The organism is Micromonospora sp. R77, assembly GCF_022747945.1.
Classification (GTDB): Bacteria; Actinomycetota; Actinomycetes; order Mycobacteriales; family Micromonosporaceae; genus Micromonospora.
Map to the genome: position 1 here is coordinate 2,152,624 of NZ_JALDST010000001.1, position 18,912 is coordinate 2,171,535.

At 70.9% G+C, this 18,912-nt stretch carries 19 protein-coding genes; 13 read left to right on the forward strand and 6 right to left on the reverse strand.

Annotated features, from left to right (window positions below):
* Positions 1–20: 20 nt before the first annotated feature.
* Positions 21–1,001: an XRE family transcriptional regulator gene (locus tag MRQ36_RS09925; protein WP_242794581.1), complete on the reverse strand. Its 981-nt coding sequence runs from the start codon at positions 999–1,001 to the stop codon at positions 21–23.
* A gap of 354 nt (positions 1,002–1,355) precedes the next feature.
* Between MRQ36_RS09925 and MRQ36_RS09930 the strand changes: the two genes are divergently transcribed.
* From MRQ36_RS09930 to MRQ36_RS09940, 3 genes are all read left to right on the forward strand, one after another.
* A complete protein-coding gene (locus MRQ36_RS09930) occupies positions 1,356–1,607 on the forward strand; it encodes a peptidoglycan-binding protein (RefSeq protein ID WP_242794582.1) in 252 nt (83 codons plus the stop codon).
* A gap of 31 nt (positions 1,608–1,638) precedes the next feature.
* On the forward strand, positions 1,639–2,088 hold the full coding sequence (locus tag MRQ36_RS09935) for a hypothetical protein (RefSeq protein WP_242794583.1): 450 nt from the start codon (positions 1,639–1,641) through the stop codon (positions 2,086–2,088).
* 90 nt (positions 2,089–2,178) lie between these two features.
* On the forward strand, positions 2,179–2,856 hold the full coding sequence (locus tag MRQ36_RS09940; RefSeq protein ID WP_242794584.1) for a class I SAM-dependent methyltransferase: 678 nt from the start codon (positions 2,179–2,181) through the stop codon (positions 2,854–2,856).
* Between the two features lie 11 nt (positions 2,857–2,867).
* On the opposite strand, the gene MRQ36_RS09945 is transcribed toward MRQ36_RS09940, so the two are convergent.
* The 3 genes from MRQ36_RS09945 to MRQ36_RS09955 form a co-directional block, all read right to left on the reverse strand.
* Positions 2,868–3,122: a Smr/MutS family protein gene (locus tag MRQ36_RS09945; protein ID WP_013288724.1), complete on the reverse strand. Its 255-nt coding sequence runs from the start codon at positions 3,120–3,122 to the stop codon at positions 2,868–2,870.
* An 84-nt stretch (positions 3,123–3,206) separates the two neighbouring features.
* Positions 3,207–3,572 carry a M48 family metallopeptidase gene (locus MRQ36_RS09950; RefSeq protein WP_242794585.1) on the reverse strand — a complete coding sequence of 122 codons (366 nt, stop codon included), beginning with the start codon at positions 3,570–3,572 and terminating at the stop codon, positions 3,207–3,209.
* Between the two features lie 122 nt (positions 3,573–3,694).
* Positions 3,695–4,465 (reverse strand): ROK family protein, encoded by a 771-nt coding sequence (locus MRQ36_RS09955; protein ID WP_242794586.1) that lies wholly within the window; start codon positions 4,463–4,465, stop codon positions 3,695–3,697.
* Positions 4,466–4,554: 89 nt separating this feature from the next.
* Between MRQ36_RS09955 and MRQ36_RS09960 the strand changes: the two genes are divergently transcribed.
* From MRQ36_RS09960 to MRQ36_RS09970, 3 genes are all read left to right on the forward strand, one after another.
* On the forward strand, positions 4,555–6,192 hold the full coding sequence (locus tag MRQ36_RS09960; RefSeq protein ID WP_242794587.1) for an ABC-F family ATP-binding cassette domain-containing protein: 1,638 nt from the start codon (positions 4,555–4,557) through the stop codon (positions 6,190–6,192).
* Positions 6,193–6,230: 38 nt separating this feature from the next.
* The gene (locus tag MRQ36_RS09965) at positions 6,231–6,539 is read left to right on the forward strand and encodes a hypothetical protein (protein WP_242794588.1); all 309 of its coding nucleotides are present in this window, start codon (positions 6,231–6,233) and stop codon (positions 6,537–6,539) included.
* 152 nt (positions 6,540–6,691) lie between these two features.
* Entirely contained in the window at positions 6,692–7,417 is a 726-nt protein-coding gene (locus MRQ36_RS09970) for a methyltransferase domain-containing protein (protein WP_242794589.1), read from the forward strand.
* A gap of 142 nt (positions 7,418–7,559) precedes the next feature.
* Here the strand turns inward: MRQ36_RS09970 and MRQ36_RS09975 are convergent, their stop codons facing one another.
* Entirely contained in the window at positions 7,560–8,564 is a 1,005-nt protein-coding gene (locus MRQ36_RS09975; protein ID WP_242794590.1) for a LacI family DNA-binding transcriptional regulator, read from the reverse strand.
* A 146-nt stretch (positions 8,565–8,710) separates the two neighbouring features.
* Between MRQ36_RS09975 and MRQ36_RS09980 the strand changes: the two genes are divergently transcribed.
* The 5 genes from MRQ36_RS09980 to MRQ36_RS10000 are packed head-to-tail and all read left to right on the forward strand — an operon-like array spanning position 8,711 to position 14,410.
* Entirely contained in the window at positions 8,711–10,222 is a 1,512-nt protein-coding gene (locus tag MRQ36_RS09980) for an alpha-N-arabinofuranosidase (protein ID WP_242794591.1), read from the forward strand.
* Between the two features lie 39 nt (positions 10,223–10,261).
* The gene (locus MRQ36_RS09985; RefSeq protein ID WP_242794592.1) at positions 10,262–11,596 is read left to right on the forward strand and encodes an ABC transporter substrate-binding protein; all 1,335 of its coding nucleotides are present in this window, start codon (positions 10,262–10,264) and stop codon (positions 11,594–11,596) included.
* 6 nt (positions 11,597–11,602) lie between these two features.
* On the forward strand, positions 11,603–12,565 hold the full coding sequence (locus MRQ36_RS09990) for a carbohydrate ABC transporter permease (protein WP_242794593.1): 963 nt from the start codon (positions 11,603–11,605) through the stop codon (positions 12,563–12,565).
* Between the two features lie 10 nt (positions 12,566–12,575).
* Entirely contained in the window at positions 12,576–13,400 is an 825-nt protein-coding gene (locus MRQ36_RS09995; protein ID WP_242794594.1) for a carbohydrate ABC transporter permease, read from the forward strand.
* Positions 13,397–14,410 (forward strand): glycoside hydrolase family 43 protein, encoded by a 1,014-nt coding sequence (locus MRQ36_RS10000; protein ID WP_242794595.1) that lies wholly within the window; start codon positions 13,397–13,399, stop codon positions 14,408–14,410. The genes MRQ36_RS09995 and MRQ36_RS10000 overlap by 4 nt, the downstream gene beginning before the upstream one ends.
* Before the next feature lie 181 nt (positions 14,411–14,591).
* Here the strand turns inward: MRQ36_RS10000 and MRQ36_RS10005 are convergent, their stop codons facing one another.
* Positions 14,592–16,088: an amino acid permease gene (locus tag MRQ36_RS10005; RefSeq protein WP_278187467.1), complete on the reverse strand. Its 1,497-nt coding sequence runs from the start codon at positions 16,086–16,088 to the stop codon at positions 14,592–14,594.
* A gap of 312 nt (positions 16,089–16,400) precedes the next feature.
* On the opposite strand from MRQ36_RS10005, the gene MRQ36_RS10010 reads away from it, so the two are divergent.
* Together MRQ36_RS10010 and MRQ36_RS10015 are read left to right on the forward strand one after the other, a co-directional pair.
* Positions 16,401–18,059, forward strand: a complete 1,659-nt coding sequence (locus MRQ36_RS10010; protein ID WP_242794596.1) for a glycoside hydrolase family 10 protein — start codon at positions 16,401–16,403, stop codon at positions 18,057–18,059.
* Positions 18,060–18,289: 230 nt separating this feature from the next.
* Complete coding sequence (locus tag MRQ36_RS10015; protein ID WP_242794597.1) at positions 18,290–18,814, forward strand: phospholipase; 525 nt, start codon at positions 18,290–18,292, stop codon at positions 18,812–18,814.
* The last annotated feature ends 98 nt before the right edge of the window (positions 18,815–18,912 follow it).

Here is an 18,912-nt window from a genome sequence, read left to right on the forward strand (position 1 = left end):
CCAATGCCCGACGGTCCCGGTCAGGAGACGAGGTCGATGAGGAATTCCTGATCGCCGTCACCGGTGCAGGTTTCCTGGACCGCCTCGGCCTGCGCTGCCAGCTCGTTCGCCCGGATCCCGATGCACCACTCGCCCGACGCCGGACGGAGTCGGAAACCGCCGGCCACCGGCACGTCCACCGGCTCGATCCGGAACTCCTGGACCACCTGGTCGTGGTGACAGTCGTTCCAGGGCTCCAACATGTCCGCTGCCGGTCCGCCCCTGACGATCGTCAGGCAGCCGACGCCCTGCTGGGGGTGGACCCACTTGATGCGGTAGAGGCCGTCCCCCGCCCGTTCGATGACGGTCTCGGGCGACCCGGAATCACCGCAGGGCCGCTGAACCGCGACCGGTGACTCGTACCGCCGGGTGTGTTCGCGCCCCTCCGTCAGGCACAGCTGCGGAGTGCGAGCCGGACGGATGAGGGCAACGCTCTCCTCCGCGTCCAGCGCGAGCCGACGCTGGCCGCTCGTGGCAGCGGAGGCCCCACCGACCGGCTCGGCCCGGGACACCGGAGGCTGCCGCCGGTCCGGCAGGACGATGAGGGCCGCCACGGCGAGCAGGGCAGCCGTGGCCACCAGCAGTGGCACCGCTGCCCGACGCAGGTGGCGCGAGCGCGGCCCGGGCGATGCGGCCGGCGGCATCGGTTCGGGCTGTCCGGTGGACCCCGGCGCGGACTCCGCGACGACATCAGCGAGCCGGTCGCGGGCAGCCAGCCAGGGACCGACGTGCTCGGGCCCCGCGCAGGCGCGCACGAACGCGGCCAGGACCTCGGGCCTCGGCAGGCTCTGCCGACGCAGGATGTCCGCGATGGTGCTCCGCGCCAGGACGTCACCGGAGGCCGCCGCCTTCTCCTCCAACTGCCGGAACGTGTAACCGGACCGGTCCTTCAACTGCCGCATCAGCTGCACGAACTCGGCCGCGTCACGGCAGGTGTCCGGCCGAGGACCCAACGTATCCATCGACCCTCATGCTGCCGAAGATCGACGCCGAGTTCAACCCGCGCGGCAGGCGCCGCCCGGACGGCCGGCCCGGACAGGCCCTCTGAACAGCCTGGACAGTTCTCCGCCTGTCCCGGACAGGCCACGCCGTTGCCGGACATCAACTGCCCGGCAAGCCTTGAGATCGGGCCCGGCGGACCGGGTGGTCCGCATTCATCGATCGTCCGCACGAACGGGACGCCAGCGCGACGAACTCAAGGAGGAACACGAATGCGCCTGCGATCACGACTGCTCACCGTTCTGGCAACAACCTCACTTCTGCTGGGTGCCGCTCCCGCCGTGGCGTCGGCCCATCCTCAGTCGAACGCCACGATCATGGCTACCTGCTCCTACAGCGGCACCCATCCCACGATCCGTTTCGGCAGCTCCGGATCCGCGGTCGCTCATGCCCAGTGCCTGCTCCGGAACTTCTGGGGCTACAGCCTCACCGTCGACGGGGGTTACGGCATGGCCACCGCCGAGGCGGTACGGAACTTCCAGGTCAGGTGCAGCCTCGATGTCGACGGCGCGGTGGGGCCGCAGACCTGGAACGCGCTGCACCCCGACACCTCGCCCTGCGACTTCTAGCACCCGACCCGAAATCGAGAGGGGTAAGTTCGTGAAGATCAGAGGAGCAACGATCGCCGGCGGCCTGGCGCTGGCCGCCGCGCTCACCCTGTCGACGGCGACCGCGGCATCGGCCGCGGACAGCTGGCAACGCACGACCGACGTCGCGGACTCCACTTACAACAACGGGCACGCCAAGGTGTGCGCCACCGGCTCCCCGGTCGGCATCGCCTGCTTCCAGCCGTACGGCGAGTGGTTCTGGCTCCGCGACATCGACACCAACGGAGAGCCGGTCGTCGTGGAGTGGAACTACTTCGGAAGCGACGGCGCGCGGAACGGCGAGGCGTACTGGGACGGGGGTGCCGCTGCCGGCTGGACGAACCTCAACAAGAGCTACTACGACAACGGCAACATGCGCTTCCGGGTCTGCGAGGCGGACCTTTCCTATCCCAAGACAATCGTCTATGACACCTGCAGCAGCTGGTACACGGCCATCACCTGACCTGCCGGTCGTTCACGACCAGCCCGATCGACGGCGCGTCACCGGTGCCCCTGCCCCTCGGGCGGGGGCACCGGCGCTACCGTGCCCGGCATGACCGCCGACGGCTGGCTCACCGACACCCGAACGTCCTACGACACGGTGGCGGACAGCTACGCCGACCTGCTGCGCGGGGCACTCGCCGACGCGCCGTACGAACGGGCAGTCCTGGCCCTCTTCGCCGAACTGGTCCGCACCGGCGGCGGCGGACCGGTGGCCGACATCGGGTGCGGACCGGGCCGGCTCACCGCCCACCTGCACGACCTGGGCGTGGACGCCTTCGGCGTCGACCTCTCCCCCGCGATGATCGACATCGCCCGGCGCGACCATCCCCACCTGCGCTTCGAGGTGGGCACCATGACGGAACTGGCGCTCGCCGACTCGCCCGTCGGCGGCCTGCTCGCCTGGTTCTCCCTCATCCACGTCCCCGACGACGAGGTCCCCACCGTCCTCGGCCACTTCCACCGGGTGCTCCGTGCCGGGGCTCCCCTGCTGCTCGCCTTCCACGTCGGCGACGAGCACCATCTGAAGACGCGGGGCTACGGCGGCCACCCGATGAAGGTGTACGTCCACCGCCGGCCACCCGAACGGGTCGCGGCCTGGCTCGACGCCGCCGGCTTCACCGTCGAGGCCGAATTGCTCCACCATCCGCACAGCGCGTTCCTCTTCGCCCGCCGTACGCGGGAGCCGCCCGCCACTTCGCCGACGTGGAGTCGATCAACCACCCGGTAGAGCCCGGCGGGTCACTTCCAGCGGAAGTGGACGAAGAGGCGGCCGAAGTTCTTCGAGTCCTTCTCGACCCGGTGATAGAGCTGCTTGACGTCCTTCTGGTCGAGGAAGCGCAGCACCTTCTTCTTCAACGCACCGGAACCCTTGCCGGGAATGATCTCCACCAGGGTGGCCTTCTTCGCCACCGCCTCGTCCATGATCCCGCGCAGCGCACGGTCGATGTCGTGGCCCTTGTTGTAGATGTCGTGGAGATCCAGCTTGAGCTTCACCAGCCCATCGTAGGCGGGCCGGCGGGGCGGGCCCGGGGACGGCGACGGGCGGCCCCCGCAGGAGGCCGCCCGTCGCCGAACGGGTCAACGACCGCTGACCCGGCTCTCCACCCGGCGCAGCGCGGTCGTGTAGTCGGTGTTGGTGGCGTACATGGCCGCCGCGATGCGCAGGTGGCGCAGGGCGTCGGCGGGCCGGTTCAGCCGTTCCAGGGTACGGCCCAGCACGTGGTGCGCGTAGTGGTCGCTCGGGTCCCGGTCGACCAGCTCCCGCAGCTGCTCCTCGGCCCGGCTGAGCTGGGCCGACTGGAAGTACGCCCGGGCCAGCAGCTGCCGGACCGACGAGTTGCCGGGTTCCGCCTCGACGATCGGCTCGAGCAGTCGGGCCGCTCCGGCCGGGTCACCCGTTTCGAAGAACATGGTCGCCCGTCGGTACTCCGCCAGCAGATCCATCCGACCCACCTCCTCGTGTCGCGCCGCGCTTGTGTCGACGCTGGCACAACACCGCCGGAACCGCGAGTGTTCCTTGCCGACGTCCGGACCGCCGGGCCGCCGGACGAGCGGACGGAAGGGTGTCAGTGGGTCGGGTCGTACCGGTCGCCCACCAGGTCCCAGGCCCGGACACCGCCGACGATGCCGGCCGTGTTCGGGACGACCACCACGTCGTCACCCATCCGGGCCAGCTGCTCCGGCCGGATCAGCCGCGAGTTGCCGCCGCCCAGATAGAGCCGGTCCCAGCGGAAGACCGGACGCAGGCCCTCCACCACCTGCCGGATCCGCCGCGACCAGAAGGCGTCGCCGAGCCGTCGGCGTTCCGGCTCGCCGACGTACGTGTCGTAGGTGGTGCCCCAGCGGACCGGGGCGAGCGACAGCTCCACGTGCGGGGCGAGCGTCCCGCCGTCGAAGAGCGCGCTGCCCAGCCCGGTGCCGAGGGTCAGCACCAGTTCGCAGCCGGTGCCGGCGACCACGCCCGCGCCGTGCACCTCGGCGTCGTTGAGCACCAGCGCGGGGACCCCGAACGCCTCGGCGAGGGCGCTGCGGGCGTCGAAGCCGGACCACTCGGCCAGCAGGTCCGGGTCGATCCGGCTGCGCGGCCCGGCGCGGGTCACGTAGTGCGGGGTGGCGACCACCACGCCGTGCCGGATCATCCCGGGCATGCCGACCGTCACCCGCTCGGCCGCCGGCAGCCGGCCACCCAGGTCCAGCAGCGTCCGCACGAAGAGCGACGGGGGCAGCGGGTACGGCGTCGGCACCCGCAACGGCCGGGCCCGCATCGTCCCGGCGGCGTCCAGCACCGACGCCTTGATCCCACCGCCCCCACAGTCGATCGCGAGAGTGGTCACCACGGAAGTGAGTCTCCCTCACCCTTGTCGCGGGCGGGGCGCCGGTTATCCGATCGGCGGCGGGGCGGCCCGCCGGTAGGCTCGACCTCCTCATGAGCGCCACACTGATCATCAAGGACCTCGCCGCCGGCCACGGCGACCGGTTGCTCTTCGCCGACCTGAACCTCGTCGTCGCCCCAGGCGACGTGGTCGGGCTGGTCGGGGCGAACGGCGCCGGCAAGTCGACGCTGCTGCGGATCATCGCCGGCCTCCAGCCGGTCGAGGCGGGCGACGTCTCCCTCAGCCCACCCACGGCCACCGTCGGCCACCTGTCCCAGGAGCCGGAGCGCCGACCGGGCGAGACGGTACGCGACTTCCTGGCCCGGCGTACCGGGGTCACCGAGGCGCAGGCGACGCTGGACGCCGCCACCGAGGCGCTGACCGCGGGGGCGGCGGGCGCCGACGACGCGTACGCCGAGGCGCTGGAGCGCTGGCTCGCCCTCGGCGGCGCGGACCTGGAGGAACGCGCCGAGCAGGTCGCCGCGGAGCTGGGCCTGACCGTCGACCTGGACCACCCGATGACCGCCCTCTCCGGCGGCCAGGCGGCCCGCGCCGGCCTGGCCTCGCTGCTGCTCAGCCGGTACGACGTCTTCCTGCTCGACGAGCCCACCAACGACCTGGACCTGGCCGGGCTGGACCGGCTGGAGCGGTTCGTCACCGGGCTGCGCGCGCCCACGGTGCTGGTCAGCCACGACCGCGAGTTCCTGACCCGGACGGTCACCCGGGTGCTGGAACTGGACCTGGCCCAGCAGCAGACCCGGCACTACGGCGGCGGTTACGCGGCCTACCTCGAGGAGCGGGAGGTGGCCCGCCGGCACGCCCGCGAGGAGTACGAGGAGTACGCGGACACCCGCGCCGGGCTGGAGGAGCGGGCCCGCACCCAGCGCGCCTGGATGGAGAAGGGCGTCCGCAACGCCCGCCGCAAGGCCACCGACAACGACAAGCACGTGAAGAGCTTCCGGGGCCAGACCTCGGAGAAGCAGGCGGCGAAGGCGAAGCAGACCGACCGGCTGATCGAGCGGCTGGAGGTGGTCGAGGAGCCGCGCAAGGAGTGGGAGCTGCGGATGGAGATCGCCGCCGCGCCCCGCGCCGGCGCCGTCGTGGCCGCGCTCCGCGGTGCCGTCGTACGCCGGGGCGGCTTCACCCTCGGCCCGGTGGACCTGCAGATCGACTGGGCCGACCGGGTGGCGATCGTCGGGGCGAACGGCTCCGGCAAGAGCACCCTGCTGGCCGCGCTGCTGGGCCGGCTGCCGCTGGACTCCGGGCACGCCGCGCTCGGCCCCGGGGTGGTGGTCGGCGAGGTCGACCAGGCCCGGGGACTCTTCCTCGGCGAACAGCCGCTGCTGGACGCGTTCCGGCTCGCCGTACCCGAGCTGAACCCGGCGGACGCGCGGACGCTGCTGGCCAAGTTCGGCCTGCGGGCGGCGCACGTGCTGCGGCCGGCGGCGACCCTCTCCCCCGGCGAGCGGACCCGCGCCGCGCTGGCCCTGCTCCAGGGGCGCGGGGTGAACCTGCTGGTGCTGGACGAGCCGACGAACCACCTGGACCTGCCGGCCATCGAGCAGCTGGAACAGGCGCTCGCCGGCTATCCGGGCACGCTGCTGCTGGTCACCCACGACCGGCGGATGCTGGACGCGGTGAGCGTCAACCGGCGGCTGCGGGTGGACGCCGGACGGATCGCCGAGGATTGATCCCTGCCGAAGCGCTCCGCCGGGGTGACAATGACGCCATGCTCAAGTGGGAGTACGCGCTGCTGGTCCGGCGGCGGCAGGCCGCCACCACGGACATCGGCTGGGAGATCGTCTTCGTCTGGTACGGCCCGGACGGCTCGATGGTCGACGTCACCCCGTACGGCGACACCGCGCTGGCCCACCTGAACCGGGCCGGCGACCAGGGCTGGGAGCTGGTGGCGATGAGCGAGGACCCGTCGTTGCCCGGCAACAACGAACTGCACCGCTATCACCTCAAGCGGCCCAAGCCGGCCGCCCCGCAGCCCCGGCAACGGATGCGCGGCGCCCGCCGGACCATCTCCGGCTGAACGGCCCGCACCTCACGCCCGCCCGGACACCACCGACGCGACCGACGACCGGGCTGCGGTCCGGCGGGAGCCCGTGGCGACGGGGAAGGGAACCGGCGCGAGCCAGGCATATCGGGCGGCGATCCGGGTATGGCGCGGCCCGGAGGTGGCGCATGGTGGCGACCGGAGTGACCGCACCCTCGGCCGAGCGGCTGGCGGTGGCCGACGGCTTCCTCACCGAGGCGTGGGCCGACCTGGCCCGGCACGACGACCGGCTGCGCCCGCTGGCGGTGCAGGTGCGCTTCGATCGGGGCGTCGCGCACGTCGACGGCGAGGTCGGTGATCCGGCCGAGCTGCGGCTGGTCCGGGACCTCGTGGGGCGGCTCGCCGGGGTGCTCGGCGTCTGGTGCCGGGTACGCGTCGCCGGCCGGGACCCGGTGGTGGTGGACCTGGGCTGCGGCGGTCAGAAGCAGTGGCCGGGCAACCTGGGGCTGGACATCCATCCGGCGGCGGGGGTGGACGCGGTCGCCGACCTCTCCGGCTCGCTGCCGCTGGCCGACGACTCGGTGGACGTCTTCTTCGCGGTGCACATCCTGGAGCACCTGATCGACTTCCTGCCGCTGCTCGACGAGGCGCACCGGGCGCTCCGGCCGGGCGGCGTGCTGCACGTGATGAGCCCCTGGTGGCGGCACGTGAACGCGGTCGCCGACCCCACCCACGTACGCCTGCTCGACGTGCAGACCGTCAAGGGCATCTGCGGCCAGCGCCCACCCGGCACCCCCCGCTGGTACCCGCTCCACGCCGCCTGCGACGGCGCCTCCATCTTCGCCGACCTCACCCCCCTCTCCCCCCAGGACCCCGCCCCCAGCCCCACCCACCTGGCCCGCTTCTTCGACTGACCCACCCCACCCTTTCCGCGCCCCCAGCGTCCCCCTGCGGTGATCATGGGGTTAGCGGCGGGAAATGGGCACACCGACGCCGCCAACCCCATGATCAACGCGCGAAGGCAGCGGCACAGGGAGGGGGGAAGGGAGCGAGGGGTTAGGGGGTGGTGCTTTCGCGGAGGGCCAGGCGGTGGGGGGCGGTGAGTTCGCGTGGGGGGGCGTCGCGGTCGCCGTCTATGCGGCCGGCGAGGAGTTCCACCGCCAGCTTGGCGATGCGCTCCTTGTCGGGGGAGACCGTGGTGAGGGTGGGGACGGAGAAGCGGCCGTCCTCGATGTCGTCGAAACCGGCCACCGCCACGTCCTCGGGCACCCGGAGGCCGGCCTCGTGCAGGGCGCGCAGGGCGCCCAGGGCGAGGGTGTCGTTGAAGCAGAAGACCGCGTCGGGGCGTACCCCGGCGGCGAGCAGGTCACGCATGGCGGCGGCGCCGTCCGCACGGTGCCAGGCGAGTGCCGGGGCGACCAGCTCGTCGTCGTACGCGATGCCGGCCTCGGCCAGGGCGGCGGTGTAGCCGGCCAGGCGGAGCCGCGCGCTGGCCCCCTCGGGGGTGCGCTGCGAGCCGATGGCGGCGATCCGGCGGCGACCGAGCCCGACCAGGTGGGCGGTGATCTCGCGGGCGGCGGCCACGTTGTCGACCACCACGTGGTCGGCCGGGCCGTGGTCGACCCGCTCGCCGAGCAGCACCATCGGCATGTCGTCGAGGCCGGCGAGGTCGTCCGCGCTGAGCGCCAGCGGGCTGAGGATCAGGCCGTCGATCATGTGGTCGCCGATCCCGGAGGCGGCCTTGCGTTCCTGCTCCGGGCCGCCACCGGTCTGGTCGATCAGGACCGTCCAGCCGTGCGCGGCGGCCGCGGCGACGACGTGCCGGGCCAGCTCGGCGAAGTACGGGATGTCCAGCTCGGGGACGGCCAGCGCGATCACCCCGGTGCGGCCCTTGCGGAGGTTGCGCGCGGAGAGGTTGGGCCGGTAGTTGAGCTCGGCGATCGCCTGCTCGACCCGGGCCCGGGTGTCCGGTCGTACGTGCAGGTAGCCGTTGACCACGTTGGAGACGGTCTTCACCGACACGCCGGCCCGCTCGGCGACGTCCTTGAGCCTGTGTCGCACTGCCTTCCTCCCCGCTCTGCTGTCCGCACCCTACCGTGTCACGACCATGTCACGACCTCTTTACAACGTTGGTTACAACGTTGTACAAACCAGGGACACCGGTGACCGAGGTCACCCGTGACGAGCACGAGGAAAGGTGGCACCCCTTGCGGAGCGCACAGCTGACGATCGACCCGGCGTTCGCGATCGGACCGGCCGACCGCCGGCTCTTCGGTTCCTTCGTCGAGCACATGGGGCGCTGCGTCTACGGCGGGGTCTACGAACCGGGCCACCCGAGCGCGGACCCCCGGGGACTCCGGCGCGACGTCCTCGACCTGACCCGCGAGCTGGGCGTCTCCGTGGTCCGCTACCCCGGCGGCAACTTCGTCTCCGGCTACCGCTGGGAGGACGGCGTCGGCCCGGTCGGCGACCGGCCGCGCCGGCTCGACCTGGCCTGGAAGACGGTCGAGACCAACGCGTTCGGGCTGGACGAGTTCATGACCTGGGCCGGCGACGCGGGCGTCGAGCCGATGATGGCCGTCAACCTCGGCACCCGGGGCGTGCAGGAGGCCTGCGACCTGCTGGAGTACGCCAACCACCCGGGCGGCACCCAGCTGTCCGACCTGCGCCGCAAGCACGGTGCCGAGAACCCGTACGGGGTGCGGCTGTGGTGCCTCGGCAACGAGCTGGACGGCCCGTGGCAGGTCGGTCACAAGACCGCCGACGAGTACGGCCGGCTCGCCGCCGAGACGGCCCGGGCGATGAAGCTGATCGACCCGTCGATCAGCCTGATCGCCTGCGGCAGCTCCAACCGGCGGATGCCCACCTACGCCGCGTGGGAGGCCACCGTCCTGGAGCACACCTACGAGCACGTCGACTACATCTCCGCGCACACCTACTACGACCCCTCCGACGGCGACCGGGCCAGCATCCTGGCCTCGGCCGTCGACATGGACAACTTCATCACCGAGGTCGTCGCCACCGCCGACCACGTCGCCGCCAAGCAGCGGCACAAGCGCAAGCTCAAGCTCTCCTTCGACGAGTGGAACGTCTGGTACGAGTCCCGCCTCAAGGCCGACCTGGACCGGCGCGGCTGGGTGGAGGCACCCGCACTGATCGAGGACGATTTTACCGCCGTCGATGCCGTTGTGGTCGGTGACCTGCTGATCACGCTGCTCAGGCACGCAGACCGGGTGGGCGTCGCCTGCCAGGCACAGCTGGCCAACGTGATCGCCCCGATCCGTACCCGGACCGGCGGCCCGGCCTGGCGGCAGAGCATCTTCCACCCGTTCGCGCTCACCGCCCGGTACGCCCGCGGCACCGTGCTGCGCACCGAGCCGGTCGGCCCCACCTACGAGACGAAGAAGTACGGCGAGGTGCCCGTGCTGGACACGGTCGCCCTGCACGACGAGGAGTCCGGCGAGCTGACCGTCTTCGCGGTCAACCGGGGCTCAGACGGCCTGGACCTGCAGCTCGACCTGCGCGGCCTGCCAGGACTATCCGGTCAATCGCACCTGACCGTCGCCGCCGGGGACGACCCGGAGGCGATCAACACCGAGGCCGAGCCCGACCGGGTGACGCCCCGGGAACTCCCCACCCCCACCCCCGACGGCGATCGGTGCTCCGTGCGCCTGCCGGCGGCCTCCTGGAACGTGCTGCGCTTCGCCGCCCAGCGCTGACCAAGAAATACTTGATTCCGTCCCCCAAGGAGAACCCGCATGATCCAGAACGAAATGAGCCGGCGGCGCCTGCTCGGGCTCGGCGTCGGCCTCGGTGCGGCCGCCTCGCTGACCCTCGCCGGATGCGGCGGTGGCAGCGCCACCAAGTCCGGCGGCACCGCCAGCGGCAACGGCGGCAAGGACTACACCGGCCCCAAGGTCTCGCTGAACCTGTGGAACGGTTTCACCGGCGGCGACGGCGACATCTTCAAGAAGCTCGTCGAGCAGTTCAACTCCGAGCACCAGAACATCGCGGTGGCGGTCAACACGTACCGCTGGGAGGACTACTACAGCAAGCTCCCCGGTGCGGTCTCCAGCGGCTCGGGCCCGGACATCGCGGTCATGCACATGGACCAGCTCGCCACCTTCGCCGCCCGCGGCGTGATCACCGAGCTGGACGACGTGGCCAAGGCGCTGGAACTCAGCGAGGGCGACTTCGCCCCCACCGTCTGGAAGGGCGGCATCTACAACAACAAGCGGTACGGCATCCCGCTGGACATGCACCCGCTGGGCTTCTACTACAACAAGGCCGTCATGCAGAAGGCCGGACTGGACCCGAACAAGCCGCCGACCGACAAGGACGAGTTCACCGCGGCGCTGACCGAGCTGAAGAAGTCCGGCGTGCAGGGCTTCTGGATCAGCCCGTTCCAGTTCACCGGCGGCATGACCTTCTACTCGCTGCTGCACCAGTGGGGCGGCACCCTCTTCGACGCCGACGTGGCCAAGGCGACCTTCAACTCCGACCCGGCCGTCGAGGCGTGCACCTGGCTGGTCGACCTGATCAAGCAGGGCCACTCCCCGGCCAACGTCGGGCAGGACGCCGACTACCTGGCGCTCAAGAGCGGCAAGAACGCCTTCAACTTCAACGGCATCTGGCAGATCAACGACATCGCCAAGGACCCGAACGCGCAGATCGGCGTCGCCGAGGTGCCTCAGATCGGCAGCCAGAAGGCGGTCTGGGCGAACTCGCACAACTTCACCATCGTCAAGCAGCGCAGCGCCGATAACAACAAGGTCTCCGGCGCGAAGGTGTTCATCAACTGGCTCAGCGAGCACTCGCTGGACTGGGCAAAGGGCGGCCAGGTGCCGGCCCGTAAGCAGGTCCGCGAGAGCGCCGAGTTCAAGGGCATCAAGGACGTCTCCACCCTCGCCCCCGAGCTGGAGTACGCGGCCTTCCCGCCGGCCGCCCCCGGGCTCGGCGAGGTGCTCACCACCTTCTACACCTCGTTCAACGAGGCGGCGCTGGGCAAGAAGTCGCCGAAGCAGGCCCTGGACGACGGGGTCGCCAAGGCCAACAAGCAGCTCGAGGACAACCGCAAGAAGTACGGGAGCTGATCCCCCGTGGCGGACGTGATCGAGGTCGGGGCGGCGCACAGGGACGCGCCGCCCCCGGCGGGGTCGAAGACCCGCGGGGGCGCGACGAACCGGGGCAGTCGGGCGACCCCCTACCTCTTCCTCGCGCCGTATCTGGTCCTGTTCGGCGTCTTCGGCCTGCTCCCGATCATCTTCGGGCTCTGGCTCAGCGTGCACCAGTGGGACCTGCAACTGCCCAACCGGCCCTTCGTCGGGTTGGACAACTACAAGGACCTCTTCGACAGCGACTCGGCCATCTACGGCGACTGGTGGTCCAGCGTCCGGGCCACCGGGATCTTCACGGTCTTCTCGGTGCCGCTGCTGGTGGCCGTCCCGCTGGGGCTGGCCCTGCTGCTCAACCGGTCGTTCCCCGGTCGGACGTTCTTCCGGGCGGTCTACTTCGCCCCGTACGTCCTCGGGGTCGCGGTCATCGGCCTGCTCTGGCGCTTCCTGCTCGACGCCAACCTGGGCCTGGTCAACCGGCTGCTCGGAGCGGTCGGACTGCCGTCGGACACCCCGTGGGTGACCGACGTGCCGTGGGCCTGGGTGTCGCTGGTCGGGGTGACCGTCTGGTGGACCTCCGGATTCAACGCGGTGATCTACCTGGCCGGCCTGCAGGACATCTCGCCGGAGCTCTACGAGGCGGCGCGGATGGACGGCGCCAACGGCTGGCAGCGGTTCCGCAACGTCACCCTTCCGGGGCTGCGTCCGGTCATGCTCTTCGTGCTGACCACCACGATCCTCGCCTCGGCGAACGTCTTCGGTCAGTCGTACCTGATCACCCAGGGTGCGCCGGGTCAGCAGACCCGTACCGTGGTCTGGCGGATCGTGGACGAGGGGCTGCGGGACAACGACGCGGGGCGGGCCGCCGCGATGAGCATCATCTTCGCGCTGGCGCTGATCGTGATCAGCATCGTCAACTTCCGGTTCTTCCGGTTCCGGGAAGACTGAGGGGACGACCATGACGACACTCCGCCGCTCCGGCCGCTATGCGGTCCTGGTGCTGCTGGCCCTGGTGTTCCTCATCCCGCTGCTCTGGATGGTCATCACCTCGGTGAAGACCTACGGCGACGCGCAGCGGATCCCGCCGAGCATCGTGCCGAACCCGTTCTCCACGCACGGCTACGACCAGATCCTCGGCAACACCGCCAACCCGGTGCTGCGCTGGTTCCTCAACAGCATGCTGGCGGCCACCCTGCATGCGCTGCTGGTGCTGGTGACCGCCTCGATGGCCGCGTACGCGCTGGCTCGGATGCGCTTCCGCGGTCGGGGCCTGCTCTTCGCGCTCATCGTGGGCACCCTCTTCATCCCGCCCACCTCGCTGATCATCCCGAACTTCGTGATCGCCGACCGGCTCGGCTGGCTGGACACCCTCCTGGTGATCACCGTGCCGGGCGCGGCCAGCGCGTTCGGGGTGTTCTTCCTACGGCAGTTCTTCATCAGCATCCCCGCCGAGCTGGAGGAGGCGGCGGTACTGGACGGCGCCAACCAGTGGCAGATCTTCGTCAGGGTGCTGCTGCCGCTCTCCAAGCCCGCGCTGGCCACCCTGGCGGTGCTGTCGTTCCTGACCAACTGGAACGACTTCCTCTGGCCGCTCTATGTGCTGTTCAGCCCGGAGCGGCTGACCCTGCCGACCGGCCTGGGCCTGCTCCAGGGGTCGTACAACACCGATTATCCGGTGATCATGGCGGGGGCGGTGCTGGCCAGCGTGCCGGTGCTGATCCTCTTCGTGGCCGCCCAGCGGCACATCATCCAGGGCGTCTCCCGCAGCGGCCTGAAGGGATGACCGACCGGAGAACCCGGCGACGCGGCGCGGCGGCCCTGGCCGCCGCGCTGCTCGTCGCCGGTTGCGGCAGCCCCACACCCCCGTCGAGTACGCCGAAGGACGCGCGCATGTTCACCAACCCGGTGGTCCGCACCGACGCCCCCGATCCGCAGGCGATCCGGGTCGGCGAGACCTGGTACCTGTTCCACACCAACGCCGGCGGTCGGAACGTCCCGGTACTCACCTCACCCGACCTGGTCGAGTGGACCGAGGCCGGCGACGCGTTGCCGGAGCTGCCGGCCTGGGCCGACCCCGGCAAGACCTGGGCGCCGGAGGCGATCGAGCTGGCCCCCGACCGGTTCCTGCTCTACTACACGGTCGCCGACCGGAAGTCGGGGCGGCAGTGCATCGGGCTGGCCGTCGCCGACAAGCCGGTGGGGCCGTACCGGGACGACTCGACCGGGCCGCTGATCTGCCAGGCGGAGCTGGGCGGGTCGATCGACGCGAGCCCGTACCGGGACACCGACGGCAGCCTCTGGCTGCTGTGGAAGAACGACGGCAACGCCATCGGGGTGGACACCTGGCTCTGGTCGCAGCGCCTCAGCGACGACGGACGGCGCCTGGTCGGCACCCCGACGAAGCTGCTGAAGCAGACCGAGCCGTGGGAGGGCCCCCTGATCGAGGGACCGTTCTTCCACCGGCACGACGGGAAGCTCTTCCTCTTCTTCGCCGCCAACGCCTACGACAAGGACACCTACGCCGAGGGGTACGCGGTCTGCGAGGGCCCGACCGGCCCGTGCGTGAAGGCGCCGGAGAACCCGATCCTCAAGTCCAACACGGCGGCGACGGGCCCGGGCCACGCCTCGATCGTCGAGAAGGACGGCCGTACCTGGCTGCTCTATCACGCCTGGCCGCCCGGCCAGGAGGGCAGCACCGACCCCGGCCGCCAGGCCTGGCTCGACGAGCTGATCTGGGAGAACGGCAAGCCCGTCCTCGAGGGCCCCACGGGAACCCCCCAGCCCCGCCCGTGACCTGAACGGCGACATCGATCACGCCCCCGGCCCCGGAGCCCGCACTGGCCCCGGAGCCCGCACTTTCACGGAAAGAGTGGCTATCCCACGTGGGATAGCCACTCTTTCCGTGAATTAGGCGCCCCGCGAGGCGGGCACGCCTCGCGGGGCGGGAGGGGGAGGGGGAGGGGTCAGCGGGGGGTCAGTGGGGGGCGGGGGTGGGTTCCTCGGTGGCGGCCGCCTCGCGGCGGGCGAGGCGGTTCTTGCGGTAGCCGTAGCCGAAGTAGATGATCCCGCCGAGCACCATCCAGATCAGGAACCGGATCCAGGTCTCCACCGACAGGTTGAGCATCAGATAGAGGCAGGCCAGCGCCGACACGATCGGCAGCACCGGGGAGAACGGCACCTTGAACGGCCGGTCCAGGTCGGGCCGCTTGCGACGCAGGATCGGCACCGCGATGGAGACCAGCACGAACGCGCAGAGCGCGCCGATGCTGACCAGGTCGGCCAGCGCGGAGAGCGGCAGGAGGCCGGCGAGCAGCGCGACGCCGATCGTCATGATCGCGGAGATCCGGTACGGGGTGCCCCAGCGAGGGTGCACCTTGGCGATCGACGGCGGGATGAGCCCGTCCCGGGCGATGGCGAAGCCGATCCGGCCCATGGCCACCAGGTCGACCAGAATGACGCTGGTCAGGCCGGCGATGGCGGCGATGGAGACCAGGACGGCGGCCCAGCCGGCGCCGACCGCCTTGAAGGCGGAGGCGATCGGGGCGCCCTCGTCGATGTCGGTGTAGCGGACCATGCCGACCACGACCAGCGAGACGGCGATGTAGAGCACGGTCGAGATGAGCAGCGTGCCGAGAATGCCCAGCGGCAGGTCCCGGCGGGGCTTCCTGGTCTCCTCACCGAGGTTCGCCACCGCTTCGAAGCCGGTGTACGCGAAGAACACCACCGCCGCGGCGGTGAGCACGCCGGCGAAGCCGAAGACCGACGGCTCCATCCCGAAGATCGCCTGGGTGACCGGCTGCCGGATGCCGTCCTCGCCCCCGCCGGCCGGCTCGGCTGACGGGATGAACGGGCTCAGGTTGGCCGCCTTCACGAAGAACAGCCCGGCGACCACGATGAAGACGCAGATGGCGACCTTCACCAGGACCAGCAGGTTGGTGACCCGGGCGGACTCGCGGATGCCGACGATGCCGACCACGCCCAGGATCAGCACGATGGCGATCGCGCCGAGGTTGACGATGCTGCCCTCCTCGGCGAACCATGCGCTGGGCAGGTTGAACAGCGAGGCGAGGTAGCCGGACCAGCCCCGGGCGACCACCGCCGAGCCGAGCGCGAACTCCAGCAGCAGGTCCCAGCCGATGATCCAGGCGGCGATCTCGCCCATCGTCGCGTACGCGTAGGTGTAGGCGCTGCCGGCGGTCGGCACGCTGGCGGCCAGCTCGGCGTAGCAGAGCGCGGCGAGCAGGGCGACCAGGCCGGCGATGCCGAACGAGATCACCACGCCGGGGCCGGCGTGGTTCTTCGCCTCGATGCCGGTGAGCGTGAAGATGCCGGTGCCGATCACGATGCCGATGCCGAAGCCCATCAGGTCGACGGCGCCGAGCCGACGGCGCAGCCCGAGCCCGCCGTCGGAGCCGTCCGCGTCCCCCTGGGCCAGCACGTCCTTGATCGGTTTGGTCCGTAGCACGGACAACGCGATCACCTCTCCCACACCGTGCGACCACCACGGTGGCGGTCCGTGCGGGGCAAGCTACCCAGGCGTCCGCTCGGTCAATCCGGTACGGCAGGTGTCGGAATGGTCACGGAAACAGCTGTGTGCCCGGTCACCCCCGGCACCTTCGGCCCCACCTGCGCATCGATCCGTCCGGAGGTCTTGCGCCCGGCCGGGATTAGTGAAAGTTTCCTACCGACGTGGGATTTTCTGCGGCGAATCTTGCCGGATGCGCCTCGGGTCCGCCCGTCACCGGAACGTCCGACCGGGAGTCCAACGAAGGGACCGCACCGCATGAAGGCAACTCGGCTCAGGGCCGCCGGGCTGGCCGTGGCGCTGCTCGGCACGCTCGCCGCCGCCACGCCGGCCAGCGCCGCGGAGAACGCCACGGCGACCGCCCCCGCGACCACCTGCACCACCGACCCGGCCACCCCGCTGCGCCAGTTCCGCGCCATGTGGATCTCCTCGGTGGTCAACATCGACTGGCCGACCAAGGCCTCGCAGACCGCGCCGGACCGGATCGCCGCCCAGCAGGCGGAGTACCTCGGCTGGCTCGACCTGGCCCAGAAGCTGCACCACAACGCCGTCGTGGTGCAGGTCCGCCCGACCGCCGACGCGTTCTGGCCGTCGCCGTACGAGCCGTGGTCGGAGTTCCTCACCGGCACCCGGGGGCAGGATCCGGGCTGGGATCCGCTGGCCTTCCTGGTCGCCGAGTCGCACAAGCGGAACCTGGAGTTCCACGCCTGGTTCAACCCGTACCGTGTCTCGATGCCGGCTCCCGGCGGGGCCGGCGCGGATCTCGCCAAGCTGGCGCCGGACCACCCGGCCCGGCAGCACCCGGACTGGGTCTTCGCCTACCCGCCGGCCGGGGTCGCCGGCAGCCGGCTCTACTACAACCCTGGCATCCCGGAGGTCCGCGAGTTCGTCCAGACCGCGATGATGGACGCGGTCAACCGGTACGACGTCGACGGCGTGCACTTCGACGACTACTTCTACCCCTACCCGAGCGGCGCCTACCAGGTGCCGGACGACGCCACCTTCGCCGCGTACAACCGGGGTTTCACCGACCGGGCCGACTGGCGGCGGGACAACATCAACCTGCTGGTGCAGGAGATGGGCACGAAGATCAAGGCGGCCAAGCCGTGGGTGAAGTTCGGGGTCAGCCCGTTCGGCATCTGGCGGAACAAGTCGGTGGACCCGAACGGCTCGGACACCACCGGTTCGCAGTCCTACGACATCATCTCCGCCGACACCCGTAAGTGGATCAAGAACGAGTGGATCGACTACGTGGTGCCGCAGCTCTACTGGTACATCGGCCAGTACCCGGCCGCCGACTACGCCCGACTGGTGCCGTGGTGGGCCGAGCAGGTGCGCGGCACGAACGTCCAGCTCTACATCGGCCAGGCCGACTACAAGAGCGGTGAGCCGGCGTACGGGCCGTACTGGATGAACCCGCGCGAACTGTCGGACCACCTGACGCTCAACCGGTCCTACCCGGAGGTGCTCGGCAACGTGCACTTCTCCGCGGTGCAGGTGAAGGCGAACCGCCTCGGGGCCACCGACATCTACGCCGCCGAGCACTACTCCCGCCCGGCCCTGGTGCCGACCATGTCCCAGCTGCCGTCGAAGCCGCTGCTCGCCCCGGTGGTGACCCGCAGCCAGCGGCAGGACGACGGCGTACGGCTGGACTGGCGGCAGCCCGCCGACGGTCAGGGCCCGCTCGGCACCGCCACCTCGTACGCGATCTGGCGCTTCGACGGCGCCGCCATCGCGGACCGCTGCGACTTCGCCGACGCCGGCCACCTGCTCGGCACCGTACGCGCCACCGACGGCGCCGTGCAGTCCTGGCTGGACACCTCGGCCGCGGCCGGCCAGGAGTACACCTACTACGTCACCGCGCTCGACCGGAGCTGGAACGCCGGTCCGCCCAGCCCGCCGCGCTTCGTGCGGTAAGGCAGGGCCTGCACACACACCTGGGGGGGAGTGACGGCGCCCGGGACTCGTGACGAGTCCCGGGCGTCGTCGGTGTCCGGAGTGGGCTGGCAAGAGTGTCGGTGTTTTTCAGCGGATTTCACCAATAGTTCGCGATCGACGTTTCGGGACGTCGGGCCGGCGATCGACACTGATCGACGTCGGCCATCCACCGACCGCCCGCCGTACCGCAGACCCCCGCGGAGGAACCCGTGTCCCGACGTCTCGTCACCAGTCTCGCCGTGGGCGCGCTCGCGCTGCTCACCACCCTCGGCCTCGCCGCGCCGGCGAGCGCCGCCGTGAGCACCAGCCAGAAGCTCAGCGTGCTGTCCAGCTGGACCCAGACCAGCGCCACCAGCTACAACGCGTGGAACGCGGCCCGGCTCAACCAGGGCGCCTGGTCCGCGTACGCCTTCAACTGGTCCACCGACTACTGCTCGTCCAGCCCGGACAACCCGCTCGGCTTCAAGTTCAACCTCTCCTGCTACCGGCACGACTTCGGCTACCGCAACTACAAGGCGATGGGCCAGTTCTCCGCCAACAAGGACCGCATCGACAGCTCCTTCTACGCCGACCTCAAGCGGGTCTGCGCCACGTACAGCAGCGCGCTCCAGCCGGCCTGCTACAGCCTGGCCTGGACCTACTACCAGGCGGTCCACGTCTTCGGCTCGATCGCCGCGGTCCAGCAGTCCGACCTCGACCGCGCCGCCCGCCTCAAGCCCACCGCCGTCAACTGACCCCCCTCCCACTCCCACCCCCCACCCCACCCCACCCCCGCCCCGCTGTGTTGATCATGGGGTTAGCGGCAGTAGTGGAGATCGATTCCGCCGCTAAC